The following is a 21,341-nucleotide window of genomic DNA, read 5'->3' as shown; positions in this document are numbered from 1 at the left end:
AAAAAAACATTAAGCGACGGCGCTCAGGGATTGGCGGTGCTGTTCGTACGATCGGACGATGCCGACCGGCGGATTTTGAGTTAGGTCGTAATTGTGGGCGTCCAATAACCAGGCCGCGGTGTCTTCCCGTTGGCGGGTAACGAAGACGCGTTTTTCTCTGACCGACTCCGGCACTTGGTCGCGGTCGACGTAGTATTGATTATACCAATCTCGCAGTTGATAGACGGGGCCGTCGCCATCGCACAGAATCGGGTTGTCGACGCGCTTCTTTCCGTCCCAGATACGCAGGTCCTGGAAGAAGGTTTCCTGGCCGTTCGCAATGTAGGCGGCGATGAGCTTTTGGTTTTCGGAGAAAGAAAGCCCGGGCACGGCACGGACCTTCATGCCGAAGTGCATCATGAATTTCTCTTGGTGTATCGGTACGTTGCCGATCATCATGATGCATTCTAGGCGATGACCCCACATCTCGGCATCCATGTCGGCGATGACATACGAGGGACCGTAGTAGAAGGCAATGCTGCGCAAGCTGTCTCCCGTGCCGATCAGCTGATTGCCGCCGGTCAGCATCTGGCAGTAGGTAGGCCCTTCCGCCACATTGATGAAGCTGCTCACCGGGGAACCGTGTACCGGCTCGAAATGGTAGACGTCAGCGAGGTTGTCGATCAGTTCGCGACAGTTCGTGTTAGCCGGCCGACTAATGACCACCCAGTCAGACCATCCTTCCTCGGAGCAGCAGCGGTGGGCTGGGATGCGCTGCGCTTCGATGGGCGGTTGCTCTTCGTGGTCGTGCCAGATGAACAGCAGCTCATTTTCGACCATCGTTTCCCACTCGCGGATGCGCGCCTTTACGGGGATGCGAGACGCATAAGGGATGTGCTGGCACTTACCACCTTCACCCCATTGCCAGGAGTGGAATGGGCACTCCAGACAATTGCCTTTTACCGTTCCGAGAGCGAGGTCCGCGCCCATATGCGGGCAGTAGCCGTCGAAGACGCGAATCTGGTCGTCATCGCCCCGGTAGGCGACTAACTTCGTGCCGAACGCTTCGAGGCTGGTTACTTCTCCCTTTTTGATTTCACGTTCCAGACCAAAGCAGTGCCATCCTCGTGCATAGCGGGTAGGCATTTGAGAAATAATCTTTGCGTATGCAACCATATTTCCAGCTCCCCTTACGGTGTTTGAATGTGGACACGTCAATCACGGCGACATAAAATCGCTTGAATGCTGATCCAGAGTAGATGCTGAAAACCCGCTCGAAAATGAGTTTATTCGCACGCCCCTAATGCAAATTTGCACACGCCAATGATCAAGTGGGATGACCTTCGATATTTTCTTGCCGTTGCGCGGGCGGGTTCCTATCTGGCTGCCAGCAAGAAGCTCAAGGTGGACAGGACTACGGTCAGCCGCCGTATCGACGCTTTGGAAAAGGCGCTGGGCTGCAAGCTTTTCACGCAGACGGATAATGAATATCACGCCACCGACGTCGGTCGCTCGGTACTCGCCGTTGCGGAACGAGTGGATGAGGAGGTGGGCGCTCTCCACGCCCTTTTGAATCACACGAAAACAAATATCGAAGGGTCGGTTAGGCTGGCGGTTTCGTCGTCGCTGGGGGATGCCTTTATCGCGGACATCGTGGCTTTTCACGAGCGGCATCCGCTGGTCAATATTGAGGTAAGTAACGTCAGCGATCCGATGAATACCGTCATCGGGCGTAAGGCGGATTTGGGCATCTGCGCCTCTTACGATCGGCCAGCCCGGCTCGACAGCCTATTGCTCGGAAAGCTGGAGATCGCTGTTTATGGAGCGGTCAGCCACAGTCACAGTCTCGCCTCTGACCAGGTATGGGTGGGCTGGAGCGACGACATACCCAAGGCGTTTGCCGACTGGATGAAAGAATACGCGCCCCAAGACGCGCGGATCAGCACGAAGGTGAACTCTTGGGATGCATTGAAAAGCGCCGTGCTGTCAGGAGGGGGCGTGGCGCCGCTCTGGTGCATGTTGGCCGATAGCGAACCCGGCCTGATGCGGGTGACGCAGCCAAACTTGGAGAACGCCATCGGGCTGTGGCTCACCTCGCTTGAAGGCTCGAAGCGCGACGCTCCGCAGCAGGCGGTGTGGCATTTCCTGTCCGAACGCCTGCGGCGGAGGCTGGCCGACATCGCCGACTGAGCAGGTCAGTTCGCCATCCAGCCCAAGTCCGGGGAGGCGACACAGAATCGGGGGGAAAACCCTGCCGCCGAGCAGGTCTCGCTGGCGACAGGGTATCCCCCTAGGACTCAATCAAGCACCGAGTGTTTCTCCCAACAAATAAGCCACGATCCGCCCCGCCGCCTGTTCCGGAGACTCGGTGGTGGTGTCGATACACAATTCCGGCGCCTCCGGCGGCTCGTACGGGGAATCGATGCCGGTGAAGTTTTTCAGTTCGCCGCGGCGCGCCTTCTTGTACAGGCCCTTGGGGTCGCGCTGTTCGGCGACATCGATCGGGGTGTCGACGAAGATCTCGACGAACTCACCGGCCCCGACCAGCGCGCGCGCCATGTTCCGTTCGGCGCGGAACGGCGAGATGAACGACACCAGCGTGATCAGGCCCGCGTCCATCATCAGGCGCGCCACCTCGGCCACGCGGCGGATGTTCTCGACCCGGTCCGCTTCCGAGAAGCCCAGATCCTTGTTGAGCCCGTGACGCACGTTGTCGCCGTCCAGCAGATAGGTGTGCCGGCCCAGCGCGTGCAGCTTCTTCTCCACCAGGTTGGCGATGGTCGACTTGCCCGCCCCCGACAGTCCGGTCAACCAGACGATGCGCGGCTCTTGGCCCTTGAGCGCGGCGTGGGCGGCACGGTTGATATCGATCGCCTGCCAATGCACGTTCTGCGAGCGCCGCAGCGCGAAGTGCAGCATGCCGGCGCCGATGGTGTTGTTGGTCAGCCGGTCGATGATGATGAAGCCGCCGGTGTCGCGGTTGTCCACGTAAGGGTCGAACGCGATCGGCCGATCCAGGCTCAGCTTGCACACGCCGATCTCGTTGAGTTCGAGCGTCTTTGCCGCCAGTTGCTCCAGCGTGTTGACGTTGACCTTGTACTTGGGCGATGCCGCGGTTACGCCCACCGTGCGTGCGCCGATCTTCAGCAGGTACGGCCGGCCGGGCAGCATCGCTTCTTCCCCCATCCATACCAGGCTTGCCTCGAACTGGTCGGCCACCGCCGGCGGGGCGTCGGCGAGCGCGATCACGTCGCCGCGGCTGATATCGATCTCGTCTTCCAGCGTCAGCGTGACCGACTGCCCGCACACCGCCGCATCGACTTCGCCGGCCGCGGTGATGATGGCCGCGACACGGCTTTCCCGGCCGGACGGCAACACGCGTATCCGCTCGCCGCGGCGAATGCTGCCCGAGACGATCGTGCCGGCGTAGCCGCGGAAGCCCGGGTGCGGCCGGTTGACCCACTGCACCGGCAGCCGGAACGGCCGCTGGGCTTGCGCGTCGTCCGCGAGCGGCACGTTCTCCAGGTAGTCCATCAGGCTCGGCCCGTCATACCACGGGGTATTGGCGCTGGGCCTGGTGACGTTGTCGCCACGCAGCGCGGACATCGGAATGCACGTGATGTTTTCCAGCCCGATCTGCCGGGCGAACCCGCGGTATTCGGTTTCGATCCGCTCGAACACCTCCTGCGAATAATCGACCATGTCGAGCTTGTTGATCGCCAGCACCACCCGCTGGATGCCGATCAGCGACACCAGGTAGCTGTGGCGGCGCGTCTGCGTCAGCACGCCCTTGCGCGCGTCGACGAGGATCACCGCCGCATCGGCGCTCGACGCGCCGGTCACCATATTGCGCGTGTACTGCTCGTGTCCCGGCGTGTCGGCGACGATGAACTTGCGCTTGTCGGTCGAGAAGAAGCGGTAGGCCACGTCGATGGTGATGCCCTGCTCGCGCTCGGCGGACAGGCCGTCGACCAAGAGCGCGAAGTCGAGCTCGCCGCCTTGCGTGCCGAGCCTCTTCGAGTCGGCCTCGAGTTGCTCGAGCTGGTCCTCGAACAGCATCTTGGCTTCGTACAGCAGCCGGCCGATCAGCGTGCTCTTGCCGTCGTCGACGCTGCCGCAGGTGATGAAGCGCAGCAAGCCTTTGCTCTGCTGCGCGGCCAGGTATTGCTCGATATCGTCGGTGATCTGCGTGGAGATCGAATCGGACACATGTGTCATCAGAAGTACCCCTCTTGCTTCTTCTTCTCCATCGAACCGGCCGAGTCGCTGTCGATCAGCCGTCCTTGCCGCTCCGACGTCTTCGCCAGCAGCATTTCCTGGATCACCCCGGTCAGCGTGTCGGCCTCGCTCTCGATCGCGCCGGTGAGCGGATAGCAGCCGAGCGTGCGAAAGCGCACCTTCTTCAGCAGCGGCACTTCGCCCGGGCGCAGCGGCAGGCGCTCGTCGTCGACCATGATCAGCGTGCCGTCGCGCTCCACCACCGGGCGTTCCTTGGCGAGGTACAGCGGCACGATGGGGATCCGGTTCAGGTGGATGTATTGCCAGATGTCGAGCTCGGTCCAGTTCGACAGCGGGAACACGCGCAGGCTCTCTCCCTTGCGCTTGCGCGTGTTGTACAGGCGCCAGAGTTCGGGGCGTTGCAGCTTCGGGTCCCAGCGGTGCTGCTCGGAGCGCAGAGAGACGATGCGCTCCTTCGCGCGCGATTTCTCCTCGTCGCGGCGCGCGCCACCGAACGCGGCGTCGAAGCCGTAATGATCGAGCGCCTGCTTCAGGCCCTGGGTCTTCCAGACATCGGTGTGCAACGCCGAGCCATGCGTGAACGGGTTGATGCCCTTCTCGACGCCTTCGGGGTTGATATGCACCAAGAGCTCGAGCCCCAGGCGCTCGGCGGTCTGGTCGCGAAACGCGATCATCTCGCGGAATTTCCAGGTGGTATCGACGTGCAGCAGCGCAAACGGTGGCTTGGCCGGATAAAACGCCTTCATCGCGAGGTGCAGCATCACCGAGCTGTCCTTGCCGATCGAGTACAGCATCACCGGGTTTTCGCTCTCCGCCGCCACCTCGCGCATGATGTGGATGCTCTCCGCTTCCAGCCACTCCAAGTGGGTCAACATCGTCAGTCTCCTCATGTTCGCCGGGCCCCGTGCCGGGCCCGCGTGTCGAAACCGTACCCAATCGGGTGAGCCCGATTCTTCGTCCGACCAGATGAACCCCGGTGCGACGAGGTGGAGCAGGGAGGTCGTGGGCGAGCGGTGAAACCGGCGGCGAGCATAAAAAACGGCGCGTCGGGGAGACGCGCCGGGAGTGGGTGTTGCCGGATTGTCGGCTTAAGAGTTGCTAACAAAGCCCAGCGGAGCGATCCCGGCTAGGCGCGCTGCCGCAGACAGTACGAGTCGTATGGCAAGGCAGCGCAACAACGCCGGGAGGGTTTTAGCTTCGCAGAAACTTCGTTTTGTTAGCCGCTCAGGCTGGCGCGGTACAGCGACTCGGCCCGCGCCTTCAGGCTGTGCGCGACCGCGTCGAAGCCCTGCTTGACCCACGGGCCGTGATTCTTCATCACGGCCTCGGCGGTCGGCCCGAGAAACTGGTCGGTCGTGTAATAGCGGCAGGTCGCCGCGCCGGTCGCCTCGATGACCTGGTCGCGCCGTGCGGCGTCCGGGTTGTCGGCGCTGGAGAACATCTGCCATGAAAGCAGGCACGGGCGATCGAACGCGACCAGATGCTCGATCACATGCAGCAATTTGCCAGGCTCGGCCGGATTGGGCAGGAAAAGGTTCACCGGCTCGCCCATCGCTAGCGTCGACTCGACCTTGACCGTGTACGGGTTCCATTGCGGATAACTGGCGAGATCGATCAACACATCCCAGACCAGCGGCGCCGGCGCGTTGATTTCCACTGTGACCGAGGTAACGAGGCAGTTCGGATCGGACATACGAGTCTCCTGAGCAAGATGCCGCCCGCGCGGGCGGCCGTGGGGGAAGCGCCATCTTGCCTACTACCCGGCAGGGCCATCCTCATCCGGTCGGACGAAGAATTCGATAGCCGGCCGCTTATATCTTGCTCGCAGGAACGGGAAGGCACGCCGACCGGCGGCCTTGCCTCAACAAGCGGCGAGGAGACAGGAGGATGAGGATGGAGACACAGGCTATCGAACAGCAGCTGTTGTCCGGCCAGACATGGGCCGACTTTTGCGATGCACTCAAACGCAGCGGGCAGCAAATCCTGCGGGTGGAAACGCCACCCGATGCGTTCACCCGGGCCGAAGGCTACCGCTACCTGAGCCGGCTGCTGCGGATCGCGCTGGAAATGCATGTGGAATTTTCCGACCCGGACTTCCCCGGCTTCTTCTCGCCGTCGCACGAAACCGCCAAGATCGGGGCGGACAATCCGGACAATCGCTACCTGTACGCGCGCCTGAACGGCCGCAACGAATACCGCGTCACCGGCCGGCGCGGCACGGTGGCCTATCTGAGCTTCGGCACGCAGAAGGGCGGCTACGAGAGCGACGGCACGATGGTGCAGACCGGCTTCATCGATGCCGACCATCTGGAGGTCGACGAGGACGGCCGCTTCGAAATCATCCTGAGCCAACAGCCGCGTGACGGGAACTGGCTCCCGATGGAGCCGAGCAGCAACGCGCTGATCGTTCGGCAGACCTTCCTCGATCGCAGGACGGAGACGCCCGCGCAACTGAAGATCGAGCGCATCGGTTCAAGCGACAAGCCGGCACCGCTCGACCCGGCCGTGCTGCACCGGAACCTCATGCGCGCCGCGAGCTTCGTCGAGAATACCGCGCGCCTGTTTGCCGACTGGGCCGCCGGCTATCAGGCGCACCCTAACCAGCTGCCGCCGGCCGACCAGGCGCTGTGCCAGGCGGCGGGCGGCGACCCCAATATCTTCTATTACCACTCGTACTGGACGCTGGCCGGCGACGAGGCGCTGCTGATCCATGTCGCGTCGGTGCCCGACTGCGACTTCTGGAACTGCCAGGTCAACAACTACTGGATGGAGTCGCTGGACTACCGCTATCACACCATCTGCATCAACAAGCACTCGGCCCGCTACGACGACGACGGTGGCGTCACGCTGATCGTCAGCGCACGCGACCCGGGCCGGCCCAACTGGCTCGAAACCGCCGGGCACCGCAACGGCACCCTGTGCCTGCGCTGGGTCGGCGCGGCGCAGCCGGTCCACCCGACCACGCGCGTGGTCAAGCTCGCAACGCTTGGGGAGCTCGCATGACTACCGTAGCGGAACTGAATGTGGAGAGCCTGCTGGCGCTGGCGAGCGAACGCGCGGGCGGGCTGAGCGATTTTGGCGCCGGCAACTACTGCGAGGCGCTGGACGTGCTCATCAAAGCGCTGCGCGACGAGGCCGGGCTGTCGGCGCAGGGCAGGGCGCTGTTACACGATAAGCTGCTGGCGCAACTGGTCAACCGGCTGGTCATCGAGGACTACTGCCGGCGCTATCCCGAGATTCTGGCGCAGCCGATAGCCGACCCGGTCGTGATCGTCGGCCTGCCGCGCACCGGCACCACCTTGCTGCAGCGCACGCTGGCGGTCGACCCGCGCTTCTACTCGGCGGCCTGGTGGGAGACCCGCTACCCGGCGCCGCTGCCGGGCGAAACGTTGGCCGAACCGGCCCGGCGCATCGGGCAGGCGCGTGCCGAGGTGGAAGCGATGAAGACCTTCATCCCGCAGATCCTGGCGATCCACCCGCTCGATGCGATGCTGGCCGACGAAGAGTTCATGCTGATGGAGCATTCCTTCATGTGCGCGATGGACGCGTACGTGAACGTGCCCAGCTACACCGCGTGGCTCGATAAGCAGGACCAGACGCCGGTGTACGACTATCTGAAGAAGTTGCTGCAGTTCCTGCAGTGGCAGAAGCAGCAGCGCGGCCTGGCCCCGGCCGAGCGCTGGCTGCTCAAGACACCGCAGCACCTGCACACGCTGGAGCTGTTGTTCAAGGTGTTCCCGAAGGCGCAGGTGGTGCTGACACACCGCGACCCCGCCAAGACCATTCCGTCGTTGGCGAGCTTCACCCATACGCTGTGGCAGCGGTATTCCGACGCGCCCGATGCCAAGACGGTCGGCGCGCAGTGGAACACACGGATGGCGCGCGCCATCCACCACACCATGGCGGTGCGCGCCGCAATGCCGGCCGAGCGCTTTCTCGACGTGCAGTTCGAGGACACGCTGGCCGATCCGCTTTCTGTGGTCGAGGCGATCTACCGCTTCGCCGGCATGCCGCTTTCGGCCGACGTTCACGCCGCGATGCAGGCCTGGCTGCGACAGAACGGCCGCGACAAGCGGGCGGCACACGACTACACGCCGGAACAGTTCGGCCTGAGCGAAAGCCAGCTGCAACGAGATTACGCCAGTTACCGCGCCCGCCACGTGCGCGCCTAGAGAGTCACTAACAAACCCCTCCCGGCGTTGTTGCGCTGCCTTGTCGTACTACTTGTACTGTCTGCGGCAGCGCGCTAGCCGGGATCGCTTCGCTGGAGTTTGTTAACGACTCTAAGTCAGTCCCCTATATCAGGAGCCGTACCATGCTGCTAAACGATAAAGTGATCATGATCTCCGGCATCGGGCCGGGCCTGGGCGTGAAGCTGGCCGTCGAGGCGGCGCGCGAGGGCGCGCGAGCGGTGGCGATCGCGGCGCGCACCCTGCAGAAGCTGATCGATGCCGAGGAGCGTATCCGTGCTACTGGAACGGCCTGCGAGGTGCTACGGATGCCGACCGACATCAGCGACCGCGAAGCGTGCAAGCGCCTGGTCGCGGCGACGGTCGAGCGCTTCGGCCGCATCGACGCGTTGGTCAACAGCGCCTACATCCACGGCGACTTCGAGCCGGTCGATTCCTGCGACCTCGACCGCTGGCGGGAGCTGTTCGACGTCAATGTGTTCGGCACGATGACGCTGACGCAGCAGGTGATCCCGCAGATGAAAGCGCAGCAGAGCGGCGCCATCGCCATCGTCAATACGCTGGGCGTGCAAAAGCCGTACGCCGGCGGCGCCGGCTACGCCGCGTCGAAGGGCGCGCTGTCGGTGGCGGCGCGCTATCTGGCCAACGAGCTGGCGCCGCACGGCATTCGCGTCAATAGCGTGGCGTGCGGCTGGATGTGGGGCGAGCCGGTGCAGGGGCACGTGCGCCGCACCGCCGCCGAGCACGGCATCACCGAACAGGACGTGATCGCCCGCTTCGCCGCCGACATCCCGGGCGGCAAGATGCCGACCGACGACGATTGCGCGCGCGCGGCGCTGTTCCTGGTGTCGGACTACGCGCGCGCGGTCAACGGCGCGGTGCTCGACGCCAACGGCGGCGAGTTCATGCGCTGATGGAGACAATATGGCCGAATACTTTGTGTTCAACGGCGACGCGGACGGGCTGTGCGCGTTGCAGCAATTGCGGCTGGCCGAGGCGCCGGAAGGCGCCGTTCTGATTACCGGGGTGAAGCGCGACATCGCGCTGCTGCGACGAATCGACGCCGGTCCCGGCGACCGGATCACCGTGCTCGACGTATCGCACGACCAGAACCGTGCCGATGTCGAGCGCCTGCTGCAGGCCGGCGCCGCGATCCGCTACTTCGATCATCATTTTGCCGGCGACCTGCCCGATCATCCGCGCTTCGAGCCGCATATCGATACCGCGCCCGAGGTATGCACCAGCGCGCTGGTCGACGATTACTTAAGCGGGCGGCATCGGCGCTGGGCCGTCGTCGCCGCGTTCGGCGACGCGCTGCCGCGGCTCGGGCAGGCGCTGGCGCAGGGACTCGCGCCCGACATCGTAGCCCTGCTGGCGCGGCTGGGGACCTATCTGAACTACAACGCCTACGGCGAGAGCATCGACGACCTCTATTTCGACCCGGCAACGTTGGCCGAAGCGCTGCGGCCGTTCGCCGACCCGCTCGACTTCATAGCCGGCAGCGATGCCTACCCGGTGCTGCGCGACGGCTACGCCGCCGACATGGCGATAGCCGATGCGCTGTCGCCTGAACTGGACGTGCCGGGCGCCACGCTGCTCAGGCTGCCGGATGCGGCGTGGGCGCGGCGGGTGACCGGCGTGCTCGCCAACGAATGGATGCGCAAGCGGCCGGACAGCGCGCTGGCGGTGCTGTCGCCCAGCTCCGGCGGCGGCTTCATCGTGAGCATGCGGGTGCCGTCGGGCAAGGCGGTCGGCGCCGACGATTTTTGCCGCGGTTTCGAGACCGGTGGCGGCCGGAAGAGGGCCGGCGGCATCAATCACCTGCCCGAGTCCCAGCTCGACCGGTTCATCGCCGCGTTCGAGAGCGCTTTCGGCAAGGCATGAGCCAGTCAACGAGCCTGTCCGGCTCTAACAAAAGGGTCCAAGCATGCTGAGTTTGCAAGCCATCTCCGACCGTTTAGAAATCGTGCAGCTGATGACCGACTACGCGACGGCGATCGACCAGAAGCAGTTTGACGCGCTCGACCGGGTATTCACGCCAGATGCCTACATCGACTACCGAGCGATGGGCGGCATAGCCGGCCACTTTGGCGAGGTAAAGGCGTGGCTGGCCGATGTTTTTGGGGCGTTCCCGCATTACCAGCACATGATCGGCAACCCGGCCATCAAGATCGATGGGGATGCGGCGACGGGCCGCACCATCTGTTTCAACCCGATGGAGATGGCCTTGCCCGACGGCGGCACGCAGCTGATGTTCCTGGGCTTGTGGTACCTCGATCGATTCGTACGCACGCCGGCGGGCTGGCGCATCAGCGAACGGATCGAGGAAAAGAGCTACGCCCACAACGTGCCGACCGGATTGAAGGTCGACGTAAACTGAGGTTCGGCCAAGCTCGCGATGCCCGCGAGCTTGGCCGAACCAACGCCCCAAACCGGCCCACTCATGCCTTGCTGCAAGACCGGGCGGGCCGGCGTCAGACCATCGAAACCACACTGTTCAACAGCGTCTTCACCAGCAGGGCCTGGCGCGTCGCGCCGGTCTTGGCGAAGACGCCGCGCAGGTGTGTCCTTACCGTGTTTTTCGTCACGCCGAGCGCGGCCGCCGCCTCGTCGAGGGTGAGTCCGTCGATCATCAGCAGCGCGATTTCGGCTTCGGTCGCGGTCAGCCCGAACAGCTTGCGCAGCATGTCGCGCGACGCCTGCGGCGAGCCGATCGGGTCGCGGATGAAGACGGCGACAGCTGGCCGCCGCGGACTGTCCTTGGCGCAGTAATTGAGCGGGATCGGCCGGATCAGCACGCTCAGCGGCGCCTCGCCCGCCGGCCGCGACAGGGCGGCGACTTCGACGCGCGAGGTCGCGGCGCTGAGGTGATTGCTTAGCGCCTGCTGGAGGGTTTTCTGCAGCCGGCGATTCTCGAACGAGCAGTGCGCGCGCAAGCCATCCTGGCTGATATAGATGCCGTCCTTCTTCGCAAACAGGCGGTTCGCCGCCTCGTTGCTCTTCATCACCTTGCCGTTCTCATCGAGGATCACCGTGCCGACCAGCATTCGGTCGATGGTGCCGGCGTACAGCATGCGCTCCGACTCCAGCTCGTCGATTGTCGAATGCAGATCGACCGCGCGTTTCAGGTGGGGCAAGAGAACGGCGACCAGCGCCCTGTCGGCTTCGCCGTAGTCGTCGCAGTGATGGTTACGGCTGACGAAGAACGCGCACTCCACGCCATGATCGGTGCGGAGATTGGCCACCAGGATGTAGCGCAGATCGAGCGGCTCCAGGTACTGCCGATAGAACGGGTGCTCGCGCCAACCTTGCGCGCCAAACATCTCGTCGGCGCTCAGCACGCTATCGGCAGGGCAGCCGATGAACGGGCAGAGCTCGTAATACTGTTCGCTATACGACGGCTCGCCCGGCAGCAGGGTGCCGTAGACCGACGCATTGACGATCAGGCCCGGCCGGTCGCTGGCCGGGCTGCGCAGTACCAGTGTGACGAAGCTGGCGTCTAGCTGCCGGCGCAAGTCTTCGAGGAAGCTCGACCACGGCGTCGTCTCCATCGGCCCTTGATAAATCAGGCCGAGCAGCGTGCTCAGCCGTTCGGGGGCAAGCGCTGCTGCGGCAAAGAGCTTGGACTCAGCCGCGCTGGCATCGATCGGCGTTTCCATCGGCATTCACCTCTCTAGGACATGAGCTCACGAGCTGATGCGTGATCCGACGATAGGGGCACAGCCCGCCGCAGAAATCGTCCGTTCGGCTTAGAGCCGCTAGCAAAACGAGGTCTCGCCGAGGTTCTGCGAAGCTAAGACACCTTCCGGTGTCGTTGCGCTGCCTTGTCATACTCCTTGGACTGTCTGCGGCGGGGGGACAAAGTTGGCCGAAGGGATGGCTCTTCGGCCAACCTTGCCCCAAAAAATTCCCCGCTGCGTCCCAATGGCGCAGCGGGGAATGGCCGTGGCGTGATGCTTGCCGTCAAGCGGGCTTATGGGCCAGGCCGCCTCGGCACCCGCCTTCAGGCGGTACGCGACCGCGTCAAACCCCTGCTTGACCCACTGACCATGGGTTTGCATCAAGGTTTGCGCGGCCGGCCTGGGTAGTGGTGGCAAGTCGTGGGGCCGGTCTCTCCTATGATCGGGGCGAGGCAGGCGCAGTCCGGGTCGGTGGAGAACATCTGTTTACCGTTCGTCCTGCGCTGCGCTTCGAGTGCGACCTACGGTGGGGTGGGGGGCCGCGGACTTAACGGTGGGTGACTTGGATGCAACTTCACAAACATATCGAACGCGAACCACAGAAATAGCCATCCGGGCACGCTTTCTATCATCAAGCCCTTCTTGCCGATGGACCAGATGCCGGCGCCGACAAACGCTAGTGGCAAAGCAAGCTTGAGGTCTATCGGTACGCCCGTCGCGGCATAGACGCGTGCATTGAGATCGTCGATTGCCGCGATAAATCCTACCGACGCGGCGGGACTTTCGCCGGCTTCTCCAGGCTCATCGAGCCCTGCCATGTGCCCGGCCGATTCGATCACGACGTCCAAGTCCTCCAGCAGACCAAGGATTCCGGCAGTGCTGTGGCGCTGCTGATCATAGTTAACGGTAACGCTGCCGTTCACATTGTTTACGCGGACTTCGTGTATCCCTTCCTGGGACAGCAAGCCACCCTGGATCCTCTGCATCACTTCTGGCTTCCGGTCGGGTGGATGTACCTTGATGCGCAGCCGTCCCGGGACGAGACTAGCGACCCGGACGCGATGCTGTTGTCTGCCTTTTCCCTGTTCCACTTCTTCGTGCCCCCTGGCATAACGCCGTACGGTGTACTCAGCTTGACTCTCCCATTCTAGTCGGGGGCAACAGTCATAACGAAAGAGGGGTCAAGGCCGTGACTCGCCCTCATCTGAACGAGTGGTGTCTTTAGGGTCGGGCGAACGACCGCTTCCGGCTGTTCGACGGGTTGCACAGACAAAAAAGCCCGTCGCGCGACGGGCAATCGGTAGAGGCCCGGCGCCGTACACGCCGGGCGAGGGAAGCTCAGGCGGCGCGCTCGCGCGCCATATTGATCGCGGTGTCTTCGATCATGTCCTCCTGGCCGCCGATCATGCCGCGCCGGCCCAGCTCGACCAGGATGTCGCGCGCCGGCACGCCGTACTTCGCCTCGGCGCGCTTGGCGAACAGCAGGAACGACGAGTACACCCCGGCGTAGCCGAGCGTCAGCGCGTCGCGGTCGATGCGGATGATCTGGTCCATCACCGGCAGCACCCGGTCCTCGGCGACGTCCTGGATCTTCCATACGTCGACGCCGGTTTCTATGCCCATCCGGTCGCACACCGCGACGAACACCTCGAGCGGGGTGTTGCCAGCGCCCGCGCCCAGGCCGGCCGCCGCCGCGTCGATGCGGTTGGCGCCGCATTCGACCGCCGCCAGCGAGTTGGCGATGCCCATCGCCAGGTTGTGGTGGCCGTGAAAGCCGAGCTCGGTGTCGGGTTTGAGCCTGTCGCGCAGCAGGCCGATCCGCGCCTTCACGTCCTCGGGCAGCATATAGCCGGCCGAATCGGTGCAGTAGATGCAGTTGGCGCCGAAGCTCTCCATCAGCAGCGCCTGCTCGAGGATTTTCTCGGGGCTCGCCATATGCGCCATCATCAGGAAGCCGACGGTGTCGAGGCCGAGTTTTCTCGCCAACCCGATGTGCTGCTCGGACACGTCCGCCTCGGTGCAGTGGGTGGCGACGCGGATGGTGGACACGCCCAGATCTTTCGCCATGCGCAGGTGGTCGACGGTGCCGATGCCGGGCAGCAGCAGCGCCGACACCTTGGCCTGCTTCATCAGCGGGATCACCGCGGAGAGGTACTCCTCGTCGCTGTGCGCCGGAAAGCCGTAGTTGACCGAGCTGCCGCCCAGGCCGTCGCCGTGGGTGACTTCGATCAGCGGCACGCCCGCCTCGTCGAGGCCGCTGGCGATGTGCTTCATCTGGTCGAGCGAAATCTGGTGGCGCTTCGGGTGCATGCCGTCGCGCAGGGTCATGTCGTGCAGGGTGATCTTCTGAGTCATACCAATTCTCCGGTGGCGGCGAGAGTCAGTCGGCCGGCCAGCACTTCCTCGGCGATGCGTTCGGCGGTGCGCGCGGCGGCGGCGGTCATGATGTCGAGGTTGCCGGCGTAGCGCGGCAGGTAGTCGCCCAGGCCTTCCACTTCCAGGTAGATCGACACCCGATTGCCGTCGATCACCGGGCCGTTCACCAGCCGGTAGCCCGGCACGTACTGCTGCACCTCCTCGATCATCGCCTCGACCGAGGCGGCGATCTTGTCGGCGTCCGGCGCCTCGCGCGTCAGGCAGTGGATGGTGTCGCGCATGATTAGCGGCGGTTCGGCCGGATTCAGAATGATGATCGCCTTGCCTTGATCGGCACCGCCGACCTTGGCGATCGCGCCCGAGGTGGTGCGGGTGAATTCGTCGATGTTCTTGCGCGTGCCGGGGCCGGCGCTACGCGAGGAGACGGTCGCGACGATCTCGGCGTAGTTCACGTGCTGCACGCGCGACACCGCGTACACCATCGGGATCGTCGCCTGGCCGCCGCAGGTGACCATGTTCACGTTCATGTGGCCGGCGTTCAGGTGCTCGGCCAGGTTCACCGGCGGTACGCAATAGGGGCCGATCGCCGCTGGCGTCAGGTCGATCATCATCACGCCGAGCTCGTTGAGCTTCTTGCTGTTCTCGGCGTGCACATAGGCACTGGTGGCGTCGAAAGCGATCTGGATGTCGTCTTCCAGCACGTGCGGCAACAGGCCGTCGACGCCGTCGGCGGTGGTCTTCAGGCCCAGTTCACGGGCGCGCGCCAGGCCTTCCGATTCCGGGTCGATGCCGACCATCCAGACCGGCTCCAGCACCGGGCTGCGCTTCAGTTTGTAGAGCAGGTCGGTGCCGATATTGCCCGGCCCGATCAGCGCACAGCGGATCTTTCGCATGGGGAAATCCTTTGGTTGGGTCAGACGAAACGGACGGCGCAGCCGCCGATGCCGGTGATGTCGAGATCGAAGCGGTCGCCGGCGACCACCGGCACCAGCGGCACCAGCGAGCCAGACAGGATCACCTCACCGGCGAGAAAGGGGATGCCGAAGCGGCCGAGCGTGTTGGCGAGCCACGCTACCGCCTCGGTCGGGTGGCCCTGCACCGCGCTGCCGAGGCCGGTCGCGATCACTTCGCCGTTGCGGCGCATCGTCAGTGTGGCGGCGGCGAGATCGAGCGCGCGCGGCGCGACCGAGCCTTCGCCGAGTACGAACACGCCGCACGAGGCGTTGTCGGCGACGGTGTCCTGGATGCGGATGCGCCAGTCGCGGATGCGCGAGTCGACCACCTCGAAGCAGGGCAGCACGCACTCGGTCGCATCGAGGATGTCTTCGCGGGTGAGCCGGGTGCCCGATACGTCCTGCTTCAGCACGAAGGCGATCTCGCCCTCGATGCGCGGAGCGATTAGGCCGCTGGCGGTCAGATCCACGGTCGCGTCGTTCCACAGTGCCATCGCGTCGGTCAGAAATCCGAAGTCTGGCTGGTGGACGTCGAGCATGTCCTGCACCGGCTTCGAGGTGACGCCGATCTTCTTGCCGATCACCTTCTCGCCTTCGGCCAACCTTCTATCCAGAAATCGCCGCGACACCCGGTACGCGTCGTCGACGCTCATCGCCGGGTGGCGGTCGGTCAGCGGCGGCAAGGCGTAGCGGCCGCGCAGAGCGGCGAACAGCTCGTCGCCCAGGTCATTGAGGGTCTGCGCGTCCATCTCAGCCCTCCGCCAGGAAGTCGAGGCACATGCGGTTGAAGTAGTCGCGGTGCTCGACCATCACCCAGTGGCCGCAGCGGTTGAGCAAGGTGACGCGGGCGCGGGCGATGCCGGCGGCGATCTTCTCTGCGCCCGACACCGGGTTGAAGCGGTCGTTCATCCCCCAGAAGCACAGCACCGGGCAGGCGATCTCGCCGAGGCACTCGGTCAGATTCGGCACCCGCATCGTCGACAGCACGCTGCGCGGCTGCAGCGCGCAGATCGCCGCGCGCTCGTCGAGCAGGCCGTCGTCGATCAGGCTCGGGTCGAACAGCTGCAGCGACATCAGCGCGCGCATCCCCTCGCGGTCGATAGCCCCGGTGGCGAAGCGCTCGACCATCTTCTGGATGCCTTCCATCTTGAAATACGTCTCGCGCTCCTCGACGCCGCCCGGCGCCATCAGGATCAGGTTCTTCACCCGCTCTGGGTGGTCGAGCGCGTACTTCAGCGCGATCGCGCCGCCGAGCGAGTTGCCGACCAGCACGCAGCGTTCAATGTCGAGCGCGTCGAGCAGGCCGGCGAGCGCCTCGACGAAGTAGTCGAGCACGTATTCGGCGTCTTCCGGTTTGTCGGACAGGCCGTAGCCGGGCAGGTCGGGGACGATGATGCGGTAGCCGCCGGCCAGGAAGGCCGGCGCGGTGCGCTTGAAGTTGCTGTAGCCGCTGGCGCCGGGGCCGCTGCCGTGCAGGAACACCACCGGCAGGCCGCTGCCGGCGTCGTCGTAGTGCAGGCGCAGGCCGCTCTCCAGCGTGACGTAGCGGCGCTCCGGGATGGGATGTTTGCTCATCTCGCTCTCTTTCTCGCGTGTTCGGAAACCGCCCGCGCGGTTTTCCCTTGGCGACGATGCTCGGCCGGTGGCCCTGGCGGGTCATCGTCCACACGGACTAAAGCGCCGCGCGGCGCTTGGCCTACGATGGCCGCGTCAATCAAGCGACGGGAGAGAAGCGATGCAGAACGGGAACGAGACGTTGGCCGAACGGGTGGTGCTGGTCACCGGCGGCACCAAGGGGGTGGGGGCGGGCATCGCCCGGGCGTTTCTGGCCGCCGGAGCGACGGTGCTGGTGTGCGCGCGCAATGCTCCTGACGCGCTGCCCGAAGCGGGCGGACGGGTGGCCGAGTATGTTTCGGCCAACCTCAAGCAGCCGGAGGCGCCGGCCGAACTGATCGCGGCGGTGCTGGCGCGGTACGGCCGGCTCGACGTGCTGGTCAACAACGCCGGCGGCGCGCCGCACGCGCTGGCCGCCGACGCCTCGCCGCGCTTTCACGAGTCGGTGATCCAGCTGAATCTGCTCGCGCCCTTGCACCTGGCGCAGCAGGCGAATAGGCAGATGCAACAGCAGGAGACCGGCGGAGTGGTGCTGTTCGTCGGCAGCGTCAGCGCGCTGCGGCCGTCGCCCGGCACCGCGGCGTACGGAGCGGCCAAGGCCGGCGTGTTGAGCCTGGTCGAATCGCTGGCTGTCGAGTGGGCGCCGAAGGTGCGGCTCGCCGCGGTCAGCCCGGGGCCGGTGCTGACCGAGCAGGCCGAACTGCACTTCGGCGACGAAGCCGGCGTTGCGGCGGTCGGCGCGACGATTCCGCTCGGGCGGATGGCGAGCCCGGACGACGTCGGCAACGCCTGTGTCTTTTTGGCGTCACCGGCCGGCAGCTATGTCAGCGGCAGCAATCTGGTGCTGCACGGCGGCGGCGAAAGGCCGGCGTTTCTCGCCGCGGCGAACGCGGCGCACTGAGGGCGTGTAGCCCGGTTCCCTGGAATCGAGCCGCTAAGCAAACCCAGCGTAGCGGTCCTGCTCGTCGCTCTGCCGCAGACAGTACAAGTAAGTACGGCAAGGCAGAGCAACAACGCTGGGAGGGTTTGCTTAGCGGCTCGTAGTCCGATTAGACGATGTTGGCCGAAGGGGCCTGCTCCGACACTCGATGCACCTGGCGACCGAAGACCAGCGAGATCCCTCTGGAGGAGAGTGCAGGATGAGAGAGCAATCGTATCGAGCCGTTTCCCGCGCCACGGCGCGCCGCTGTACCCCGGCCCTGTTCGCCGGCGCCTTGGCGCTGGCGTCGCACGCCGAGGCCGGTCAGTTGACGCTGGGGCAGGATCAGGACACCACCATCACTTACGCGGGGACGCTGAGCTACGGCCTGGGTGTGCGCGCCAAGAACGCTTCCGACACGCTGATCAATCCGAACATCGTCACCTCGACCGGCCAGTTCGCGAACATCAACTCGGACGACGGCGACCGCAACTTCAAGAAGGGCAGCCTGATCAACAACCGCGTGAGCCTGTTGGCCGAAGCGGACGTGCGCCACGACAACTACGGCGTATTCGTGCGCGGCAGCGCGTTCTACGACCAGGTCTACCGCCGCGGCCACAACGACAACGACTCGCCGGCGACGATCAACAAGTTCGGTCCGTCCAACGAGTTTTCCGACGCGGCCAGCTACTACGAGGGCAGGCGTGCGCGGCTACTCGACGCCTACCTGTACGGCAACTTCAAGTTCGGCGAGGGCAAGAGCCTGGATCTGCGCGCCGGCAACCAGGTGGTCGCCTGGGGCGAGAGCCTGTTCTTCCCGGGCATTTCCGGCGCACAGGGCCCGGTGGACGCGACCAAGGCCAATGTGCCGGGGGTGGAGGTGAAGGACATCCTGCTGCCGGTCGGCCAGCTGTCGGCGCAGCTGGCACTGAACGATCGCTGGAGCCTGCTCGGCTACTACCAGTACCAGTACAAGGCCAATGAACTCGACGCGGTCGGCAGCTACTTTTCCTTTTCCGACCTGGTCGGACCCGGTGCGGCGTTCTCGCTGCTGCGCCCGGGCACCTTCTCGCCATTCGGCTTCGCGCTGCCACCCAATTCGCCCAACATCACCGGCAACGGCTTCCCGTTCAACGGCGAGAACAAGGCGCGCAACAGCGGCCAGTGGGGTGTGGGCACGCGTTTCAGGGTCGGTCAGGCCACCGAGCTCGGCCTGTTCTACCTGCGCTACCACGACAAGAACCCGAGCGTGGCGGTGAACTTTACGCCGACCCCGGCGATGTTCCAGAGCCTGGGCTTCCCGGCGCTGATGCCCACGAGCTACGACGTCAACCACCTAGAGGACATCAAGCTCGCCGGCGCGAGCTTCACCACCCGGCTCGGCGACACCAATGTGGCCGGCGAAGTCAGCTACAAGCAGGACGTGCCGATGCTGGTCGGCACCCCGCTCGGCGCGATGACCAGCCGCGGCGACGCGACGCAGGCGCAAGTGTCGTTCATCCAGTCGATCGGCCCGACGCCGCTCGCCGACTCGATCTCGCTCTTGGGCGAGGTGGTCGACGTCTACGTCAACAAGGTCAAGAGCCTGTCGGTGGCGGCGCTCGGCGGGGCCAGCTTCAACCACTTGGTCAACGACGAGACCACCTTGCGTACCCGCAACGCCTGGGGTTACCAGCTCGGTGCCACGCTCAGCTACAACAATGTGTTCGACGGCTGGGACCTCGACGTGCCGCTGACCTTCGGCCAACTGGTCAAGGGCGTGCCGGCGGTGGCCGGCTCGATCGGCGCCTACACCGGCGAGGGCGATATGCGGCTCGGCGTCGGTGCCAACTTCAAGTACCTGAACAACCTGCAGCTGGGCCTCAGCTACAACGCCTTTCTCGGTTCGCCCGACCGTCGCCTGAGGCCTCTCGCCGACCGCGACTACTGGGCTCTCAGCGCGAAGTACAGTTTCTGACGATTTCTGACGAGGAGTAACGCACATGGCTACCCATCGCATTCCGACCCTCGCCCTTGTGGGGGCGTGTCTCGCCGCCGCCTCGGCGAGCGGCTGGGCCCAGGTCTCGCAGGCCGAGGCCGACAAGCTCGGCAAGGAGCTGACCTGCATCGGTGCCGAGAAGGCCGGCAACAAGGACGGCACCATCCCGGCGTATTCGGGCAAGTGGTTCGGCACGCCGCCGGGGCTCGGCTACAAGGGCACCGGCACACCGCTGCCGGACCCGTACGCCAGCGAGAAGCCGCTGTATGTGATCAGCGCACAGAACATGGGCCAGTACGCCGACAAGCTGTCGCCGGGCCTGAAGGCGCTGTTGAAGAAGTACCCGGACACGTTCCGCGTGCCTGTCTATCCTAGCCATCGCGACTTCCGCTACGCCGACTGGGTGTGCAAGACCACCCGCGAGAACGCGCTTAGCTCCGAACTGCAGGACGAAGGCCTCGGCGTGAACGCGACTTCCGGCGCGGTGCCGTTCCCGATCCCGAAGAACGGGCTGGAGCTGCTGTGGAACAGCCTGCTGCCGTCGCGTGCGTGGAAGGAGCAGGCGGTGTACGACCAGGCGGTGGTGTATCCGAAGGGCAATGTCGCCTGGGGCAGGGTGAAGTACGACATTCTGGCGCCGGTGAACGACCCGACCGAGAAACAGCGGCCGCGCACCACCGACGTGCTGTCGTCGTACTACCTGGTCACCACCATCCTGCCGGAGCGCCAGGCCGGCGAGATCTACGTCGGCAAGGAGTCGAACAACTACAAGTCCACGCCGCGCGACACCTGGATGTACAACCCCGGCACCCGCCGCGTGCGTCAGGCGCCGCAGTTCGGCTTCGACACGCCGTTCGGTCCAGGCGGTTTCCGCACCGTCGACGACGACCGCCTGTTCAACGGCTCTCCGGAGCGCTACAACTGGCGCATCGCCGGCAAGCGTGAGCTCTACATCCCGTACAACGCCTACCGCTTCGACGACCCGGCGCGCAAGTACACCGACATCCTGAAGCCGGGCCACGCCGACCCGGACGCGATGCGCTACGAGCTGCACCGGGTCTGGGTGCTGGAGGGGACGTTGAAACCGGGCTTCCGCCACCAGTACGCCAAGCGCGAGATGTACCTCGACGAGGACAGCTTCCACGCGGTGATGTCCGACAGCTACGACGCGCGCGGCCAGCTGTGGCGCGTGGCGCTGCAGAACTACGTGTACGCCTATGACATGAAGGCGTTCCAGGCGCGTGCCGCGATGTTCCACGACCTGGTGTCGGGGGCGTATCTGGCCGACCGGCTGACCAACCAGCAGAAGCCGCCGTCGCTGAACGCGGCCAGCTTCACCGCCGACCACTTCACGCCGGACGCGGCACGGCGCGCCGGGCGCTGAGCAAGTCTGTTCTGAGAGAGGGGGCTTCG

19 protein-coding genes are annotated in these 21,341 nt (G+C 64.9%); 9 read left to right on the top strand and 10 right to left on the bottom strand.

Annotated features, from left to right (window positions below; translation table 11 throughout):
* Nucleotides 1-9: 9 nt before the first annotated feature.
* Nucleotides 10-1,155 (bottom strand): 3-ketosteroid-9-alpha-monooxygenase, oxygenase component, encoded by a 1,146-nt coding sequence (locus tag ACZ2IA_RS13955; RefSeq protein WP_470293191.1) that lies wholly within the window; start codon nucleotides 1,153-1,155, stop codon nucleotides 10-12.
* 147 nt (nucleotides 1,156-1,302) lie between these two features.
* Between ACZ2IA_RS13955 and ACZ2IA_RS13950 the strand changes: the two genes are divergently transcribed.
* Nucleotides 1,303-2,169, top strand: coding sequence for a LysR family transcriptional regulator (locus ACZ2IA_RS13950; protein WP_470293190.1), 867 nt, complete (start codon nucleotides 1,303-1,305; stop codon nucleotides 2,167-2,169).
* Between the two features lie 111 nt (nucleotides 2,170-2,280).
* On the opposite strand, the gene cysN is transcribed toward ACZ2IA_RS13950, so the two are convergent.
* The 3 genes from cysN to ACZ2IA_RS13935 all read right to left on the bottom strand — a co-directional run bounded on the left by cysN (nucleotide 2,281) and on the right by ACZ2IA_RS13935 (nucleotide 5,911).
* Nucleotides 2,281-4,197, bottom strand: coding sequence for a sulfate adenylyltransferase subunit CysN (gene cysN / locus ACZ2IA_RS13945; protein ID WP_470293189.1), 1,917 nt, complete (start codon nucleotides 4,195-4,197; stop codon nucleotides 2,281-2,283).
* Complete coding sequence (cysD, locus tag ACZ2IA_RS13940) at nucleotides 4,197-5,108, bottom strand: sulfate adenylyltransferase subunit CysD (RefSeq protein ID WP_470293188.1); 912 nt, start codon at nucleotides 5,106-5,108, stop codon at nucleotides 4,197-4,199. The genes cysN and cysD overlap by 1 nt, the downstream gene beginning before the upstream one ends.
* Nucleotides 5,109-5,434: 326 nt before the next feature.
* Nucleotides 5,435-5,911: an SRPBCC domain-containing protein gene (locus ACZ2IA_RS13935; RefSeq protein ID WP_470293187.1), complete on the bottom strand. Its 477-nt coding sequence runs from the start codon at nucleotides 5,909-5,911 to the stop codon at nucleotides 5,435-5,437.
* A 200-nt stretch (nucleotides 5,912-6,111) separates the two neighbouring features.
* Here ACZ2IA_RS13935 and ACZ2IA_RS13930 point away from each other — a divergent pair, with 200 nt between their 5' ends.
* From ACZ2IA_RS13930 to ACZ2IA_RS13910, 5 genes are all read left to right on the top strand, one after another.
* Complete coding sequence (locus ACZ2IA_RS13930) at nucleotides 6,112-7,221, top strand: DUF1214 domain-containing protein (RefSeq protein ID WP_470293186.1); 1,110 nt, start codon at nucleotides 6,112-6,114, stop codon at nucleotides 7,219-7,221.
* The gene (locus ACZ2IA_RS13925) at nucleotides 7,218-8,390 is read left to right on the top strand and encodes a sulfotransferase family protein (RefSeq protein WP_470293185.1); all 1,173 of its coding nucleotides are present in this window, start codon (nucleotides 7,218-7,220) and stop codon (nucleotides 8,388-8,390) included. The genes ACZ2IA_RS13930 and ACZ2IA_RS13925 overlap by 4 nt, the downstream gene beginning before the upstream one ends.
* Before the next feature lie 143 nt (nucleotides 8,391-8,533).
* Nucleotides 8,534-9,322, top strand: coding sequence for an SDR family oxidoreductase (locus ACZ2IA_RS13920; RefSeq protein WP_470293184.1), 789 nt, complete (start codon nucleotides 8,534-8,536; stop codon nucleotides 9,320-9,322).
* Nucleotides 9,323-9,332: 10 nt separating this feature from the next.
* Nucleotides 9,333-10,292, top strand: coding sequence for a hypothetical protein (locus ACZ2IA_RS13915; RefSeq protein WP_470293183.1), 960 nt, complete (start codon nucleotides 9,333-9,335; stop codon nucleotides 10,290-10,292).
* Between the two features lie 43 nt (nucleotides 10,293-10,335).
* Nucleotides 10,336-10,788: a nuclear transport factor 2 family protein gene (locus tag ACZ2IA_RS13910; protein ID WP_470293182.1), complete on the top strand. Its 453-nt coding sequence runs from the start codon at nucleotides 10,336-10,338 to the stop codon at nucleotides 10,786-10,788.
* Nucleotides 10,789-10,882: 94 nt separating this feature from the next.
* On the opposite strand, the gene ACZ2IA_RS13905 is transcribed toward ACZ2IA_RS13910, so the two are convergent.
* The 6 genes from ACZ2IA_RS13905 to ACZ2IA_RS13880 all read right to left on the bottom strand — a co-directional run bounded on the left by ACZ2IA_RS13905 (nucleotide 10,883) and on the right by ACZ2IA_RS13880 (nucleotide 16,992).
* On the bottom strand, nucleotides 10,883-12,067 hold the full coding sequence (locus ACZ2IA_RS13905) for a helix-turn-helix transcriptional regulator (protein WP_470293181.1): 1,185 nt from the start codon (nucleotides 12,065-12,067) through the stop codon (nucleotides 10,883-10,885).
* Nucleotides 12,068-12,609: 542 nt separating this feature from the next.
* Nucleotides 12,610-13,179 carry an HMA2 domain-containing protein gene (locus ACZ2IA_RS13900; RefSeq protein ID WP_470293180.1) on the bottom strand — a complete coding sequence of 190 codons (570 nt, stop codon included), beginning with the start codon at nucleotides 13,177-13,179 and terminating at the stop codon, nucleotides 12,610-12,612.
* A 247-nt stretch (nucleotides 13,180-13,426) separates the two neighbouring features.
* A complete protein-coding gene (dmpG, locus tag ACZ2IA_RS13895; protein WP_470293179.1) occupies nucleotides 13,427-14,443 on the bottom strand; it encodes a 4-hydroxy-2-oxovalerate aldolase in 1,017 nt (338 codons plus the stop codon).
* Nucleotides 14,440-15,357, bottom strand: a complete 918-nt coding sequence (locus tag ACZ2IA_RS13890; RefSeq protein ID WP_470293178.1) for an acetaldehyde dehydrogenase (acetylating) — start codon at nucleotides 15,355-15,357, stop codon at nucleotides 14,440-14,442. The genes dmpG and ACZ2IA_RS13890 overlap by 4 nt, the downstream gene beginning before the upstream one ends.
* A 20-nt stretch (nucleotides 15,358-15,377) precedes the next feature.
* The gene (locus tag ACZ2IA_RS13885) at nucleotides 15,378-16,166 is read right to left on the bottom strand and encodes a fumarylacetoacetate hydrolase family protein (RefSeq protein ID WP_470293177.1); all 789 of its coding nucleotides are present in this window, start codon (nucleotides 16,164-16,166) and stop codon (nucleotides 15,378-15,380) included.
* Between the two features lies 1 nt (nucleotide 16,167).
* Complete coding sequence (locus ACZ2IA_RS13880; protein ID WP_470293176.1) at nucleotides 16,168-16,992, bottom strand: alpha/beta fold hydrolase; 825 nt, start codon at nucleotides 16,990-16,992, stop codon at nucleotides 16,168-16,170.
* 160 nt (nucleotides 16,993-17,152) lie between these two features.
* Here ACZ2IA_RS13880 and ACZ2IA_RS13875 point away from each other — a divergent pair, with 160 nt between their 5' ends.
* The 3 genes from ACZ2IA_RS13875 (at nucleotide 17,153) to ACZ2IA_RS13865 (ending at nucleotide 21,312) form a co-directional block, all read left to right on the top strand.
* Nucleotides 17,153-17,932 (top strand): SDR family oxidoreductase, encoded by a 780-nt coding sequence (locus tag ACZ2IA_RS13875; protein WP_470293175.1) that lies wholly within the window; start codon nucleotides 17,153-17,155, stop codon nucleotides 17,930-17,932.
* Between the two features lie 238 nt (nucleotides 17,933-18,170).
* Nucleotides 18,171-19,907: a DUF1302 domain-containing protein gene (locus ACZ2IA_RS13870; RefSeq protein WP_470293174.1), complete on the top strand. Its 1,737-nt coding sequence runs from the start codon at nucleotides 18,171-18,173 to the stop codon at nucleotides 19,905-19,907.
* 25 nt (nucleotides 19,908-19,932) lie between these two features.
* Nucleotides 19,933-21,312 (top strand): DUF1329 domain-containing protein, encoded by a 1,380-nt coding sequence (locus ACZ2IA_RS13865; RefSeq protein WP_470293173.1) that lies wholly within the window; start codon nucleotides 19,933-19,935, stop codon nucleotides 21,310-21,312.
* Nucleotides 21,313-21,341 lie beyond the last annotated feature (29 nt).

The organism is Crenobacter sp. CS_VA4 (assembly GCF_055597485.1).
This window is presented reverse-complemented; position numbering and strand designations above follow the sequence as displayed.

What these genes read in the sequence shown, in the direction of transcription:
- ACZ2IA_RS13865 (WP_470293173.1), top strand. Translation starts at nt 19,933, where the DNA reads ATGGCTACCCATCGCATTCCGACCCTCGCCCTTGTGGGGGCGTGTCTC.
- ACZ2IA_RS13920 (WP_470293184.1), top strand. Translation starts at nt 8,534, where the DNA reads ATGCTGCTAAACGATAAAGTGATCATGATCTCCGGCATCGGGCCGGGC.
- ACZ2IA_RS13890 (WP_470293178.1), bottom strand. Translation starts at nt 15,357, where the DNA reads ATGCGAAAGATCCGCTGTGCGCTGATCGGGCCGGGCAATATCGGCACC.
- ACZ2IA_RS13915 (WP_470293183.1), top strand. Translation starts at nt 9,333, where the DNA reads ATGGCCGAATACTTTGTGTTCAACGGCGACGCGGACGGGCTGTGCGCG.
- ACZ2IA_RS13870 (WP_470293174.1), top strand. Translation starts at nt 18,171, where the DNA reads ATGAGAGAGCAATCGTATCGAGCCGTTTCCCGCGCCACGGCGCGCCGC.
- ACZ2IA_RS13910 (WP_470293182.1), top strand. Translation starts at nt 10,336, where the DNA reads ATGCTGAGTTTGCAAGCCATCTCCGACCGTTTAGAAATCGTGCAGCTG.
- ACZ2IA_RS13885 (WP_470293177.1), bottom strand. Translation starts at nt 16,166, where the DNA reads ATGGACGCGCAGACCCTCAATGACCTGGGCGACGAGCTGTTCGCCGCT.
- ACZ2IA_RS13925 (WP_470293185.1), top strand. Translation starts at nt 7,218, where the DNA reads ATGACTACCGTAGCGGAACTGAATGTGGAGAGCCTGCTGGCGCTGGCG.
- cysN (WP_470293189.1), bottom strand. Translation starts at nt 4,197, where the DNA reads ATGACACATGTGTCCGATTCGATCTCCACGCAGATCACCGACGATATC.
- ACZ2IA_RS13930 (WP_470293186.1), top strand. Translation starts at nt 6,112, where the DNA reads ATGGAGACACAGGCTATCGAACAGCAGCTGTTGTCCGGCCAGACATGG.
- ACZ2IA_RS13875 (WP_470293175.1), top strand. Translation starts at nt 17,153, where the DNA reads ATGCAGAACGGGAACGAGACGTTGGCCGAACGGGTGGTGCTGGTCACC.
- ACZ2IA_RS13905 (WP_470293181.1), bottom strand. Translation starts at nt 12,067, where the DNA reads ATGGAAACGCCGATCGATGCCAGCGCGGCTGAGTCCAAGCTCTTTGCC.
- dmpG (WP_470293179.1), bottom strand. Translation starts at nt 14,443, where the DNA reads ATGACTCAGAAGATCACCCTGCACGACATGACCCTGCGCGACGGCATG.
- ACZ2IA_RS13880 (WP_470293176.1), bottom strand. Translation starts at nt 16,992, where the DNA reads ATGAGCAAACATCCCATCCCGGAGCGCCGCTACGTCACGCTGGAGAGC.
- cysD (WP_470293188.1), bottom strand. Translation starts at nt 5,108, where the DNA reads ATGAGGAGACTGACGATGTTGACCCACTTGGAGTGGCTGGAAGCGGAG.
- ACZ2IA_RS13935 (WP_470293187.1), bottom strand. Translation starts at nt 5,911, where the DNA reads ATGTCCGATCCGAACTGCCTCGTTACCTCGGTCACAGTGGAAATCAAC.
- ACZ2IA_RS13950 (WP_470293190.1), top strand. Translation starts at nt 1,303, where the DNA reads ATGATCAAGTGGGATGACCTTCGATATTTTCTTGCCGTTGCGCGGGCG.
- ACZ2IA_RS13955 (WP_470293191.1), bottom strand. Translation starts at nt 1,155, where the DNA reads ATGGTTGCATACGCAAAGATTATTTCTCAAATGCCTACCCGCTATGCA.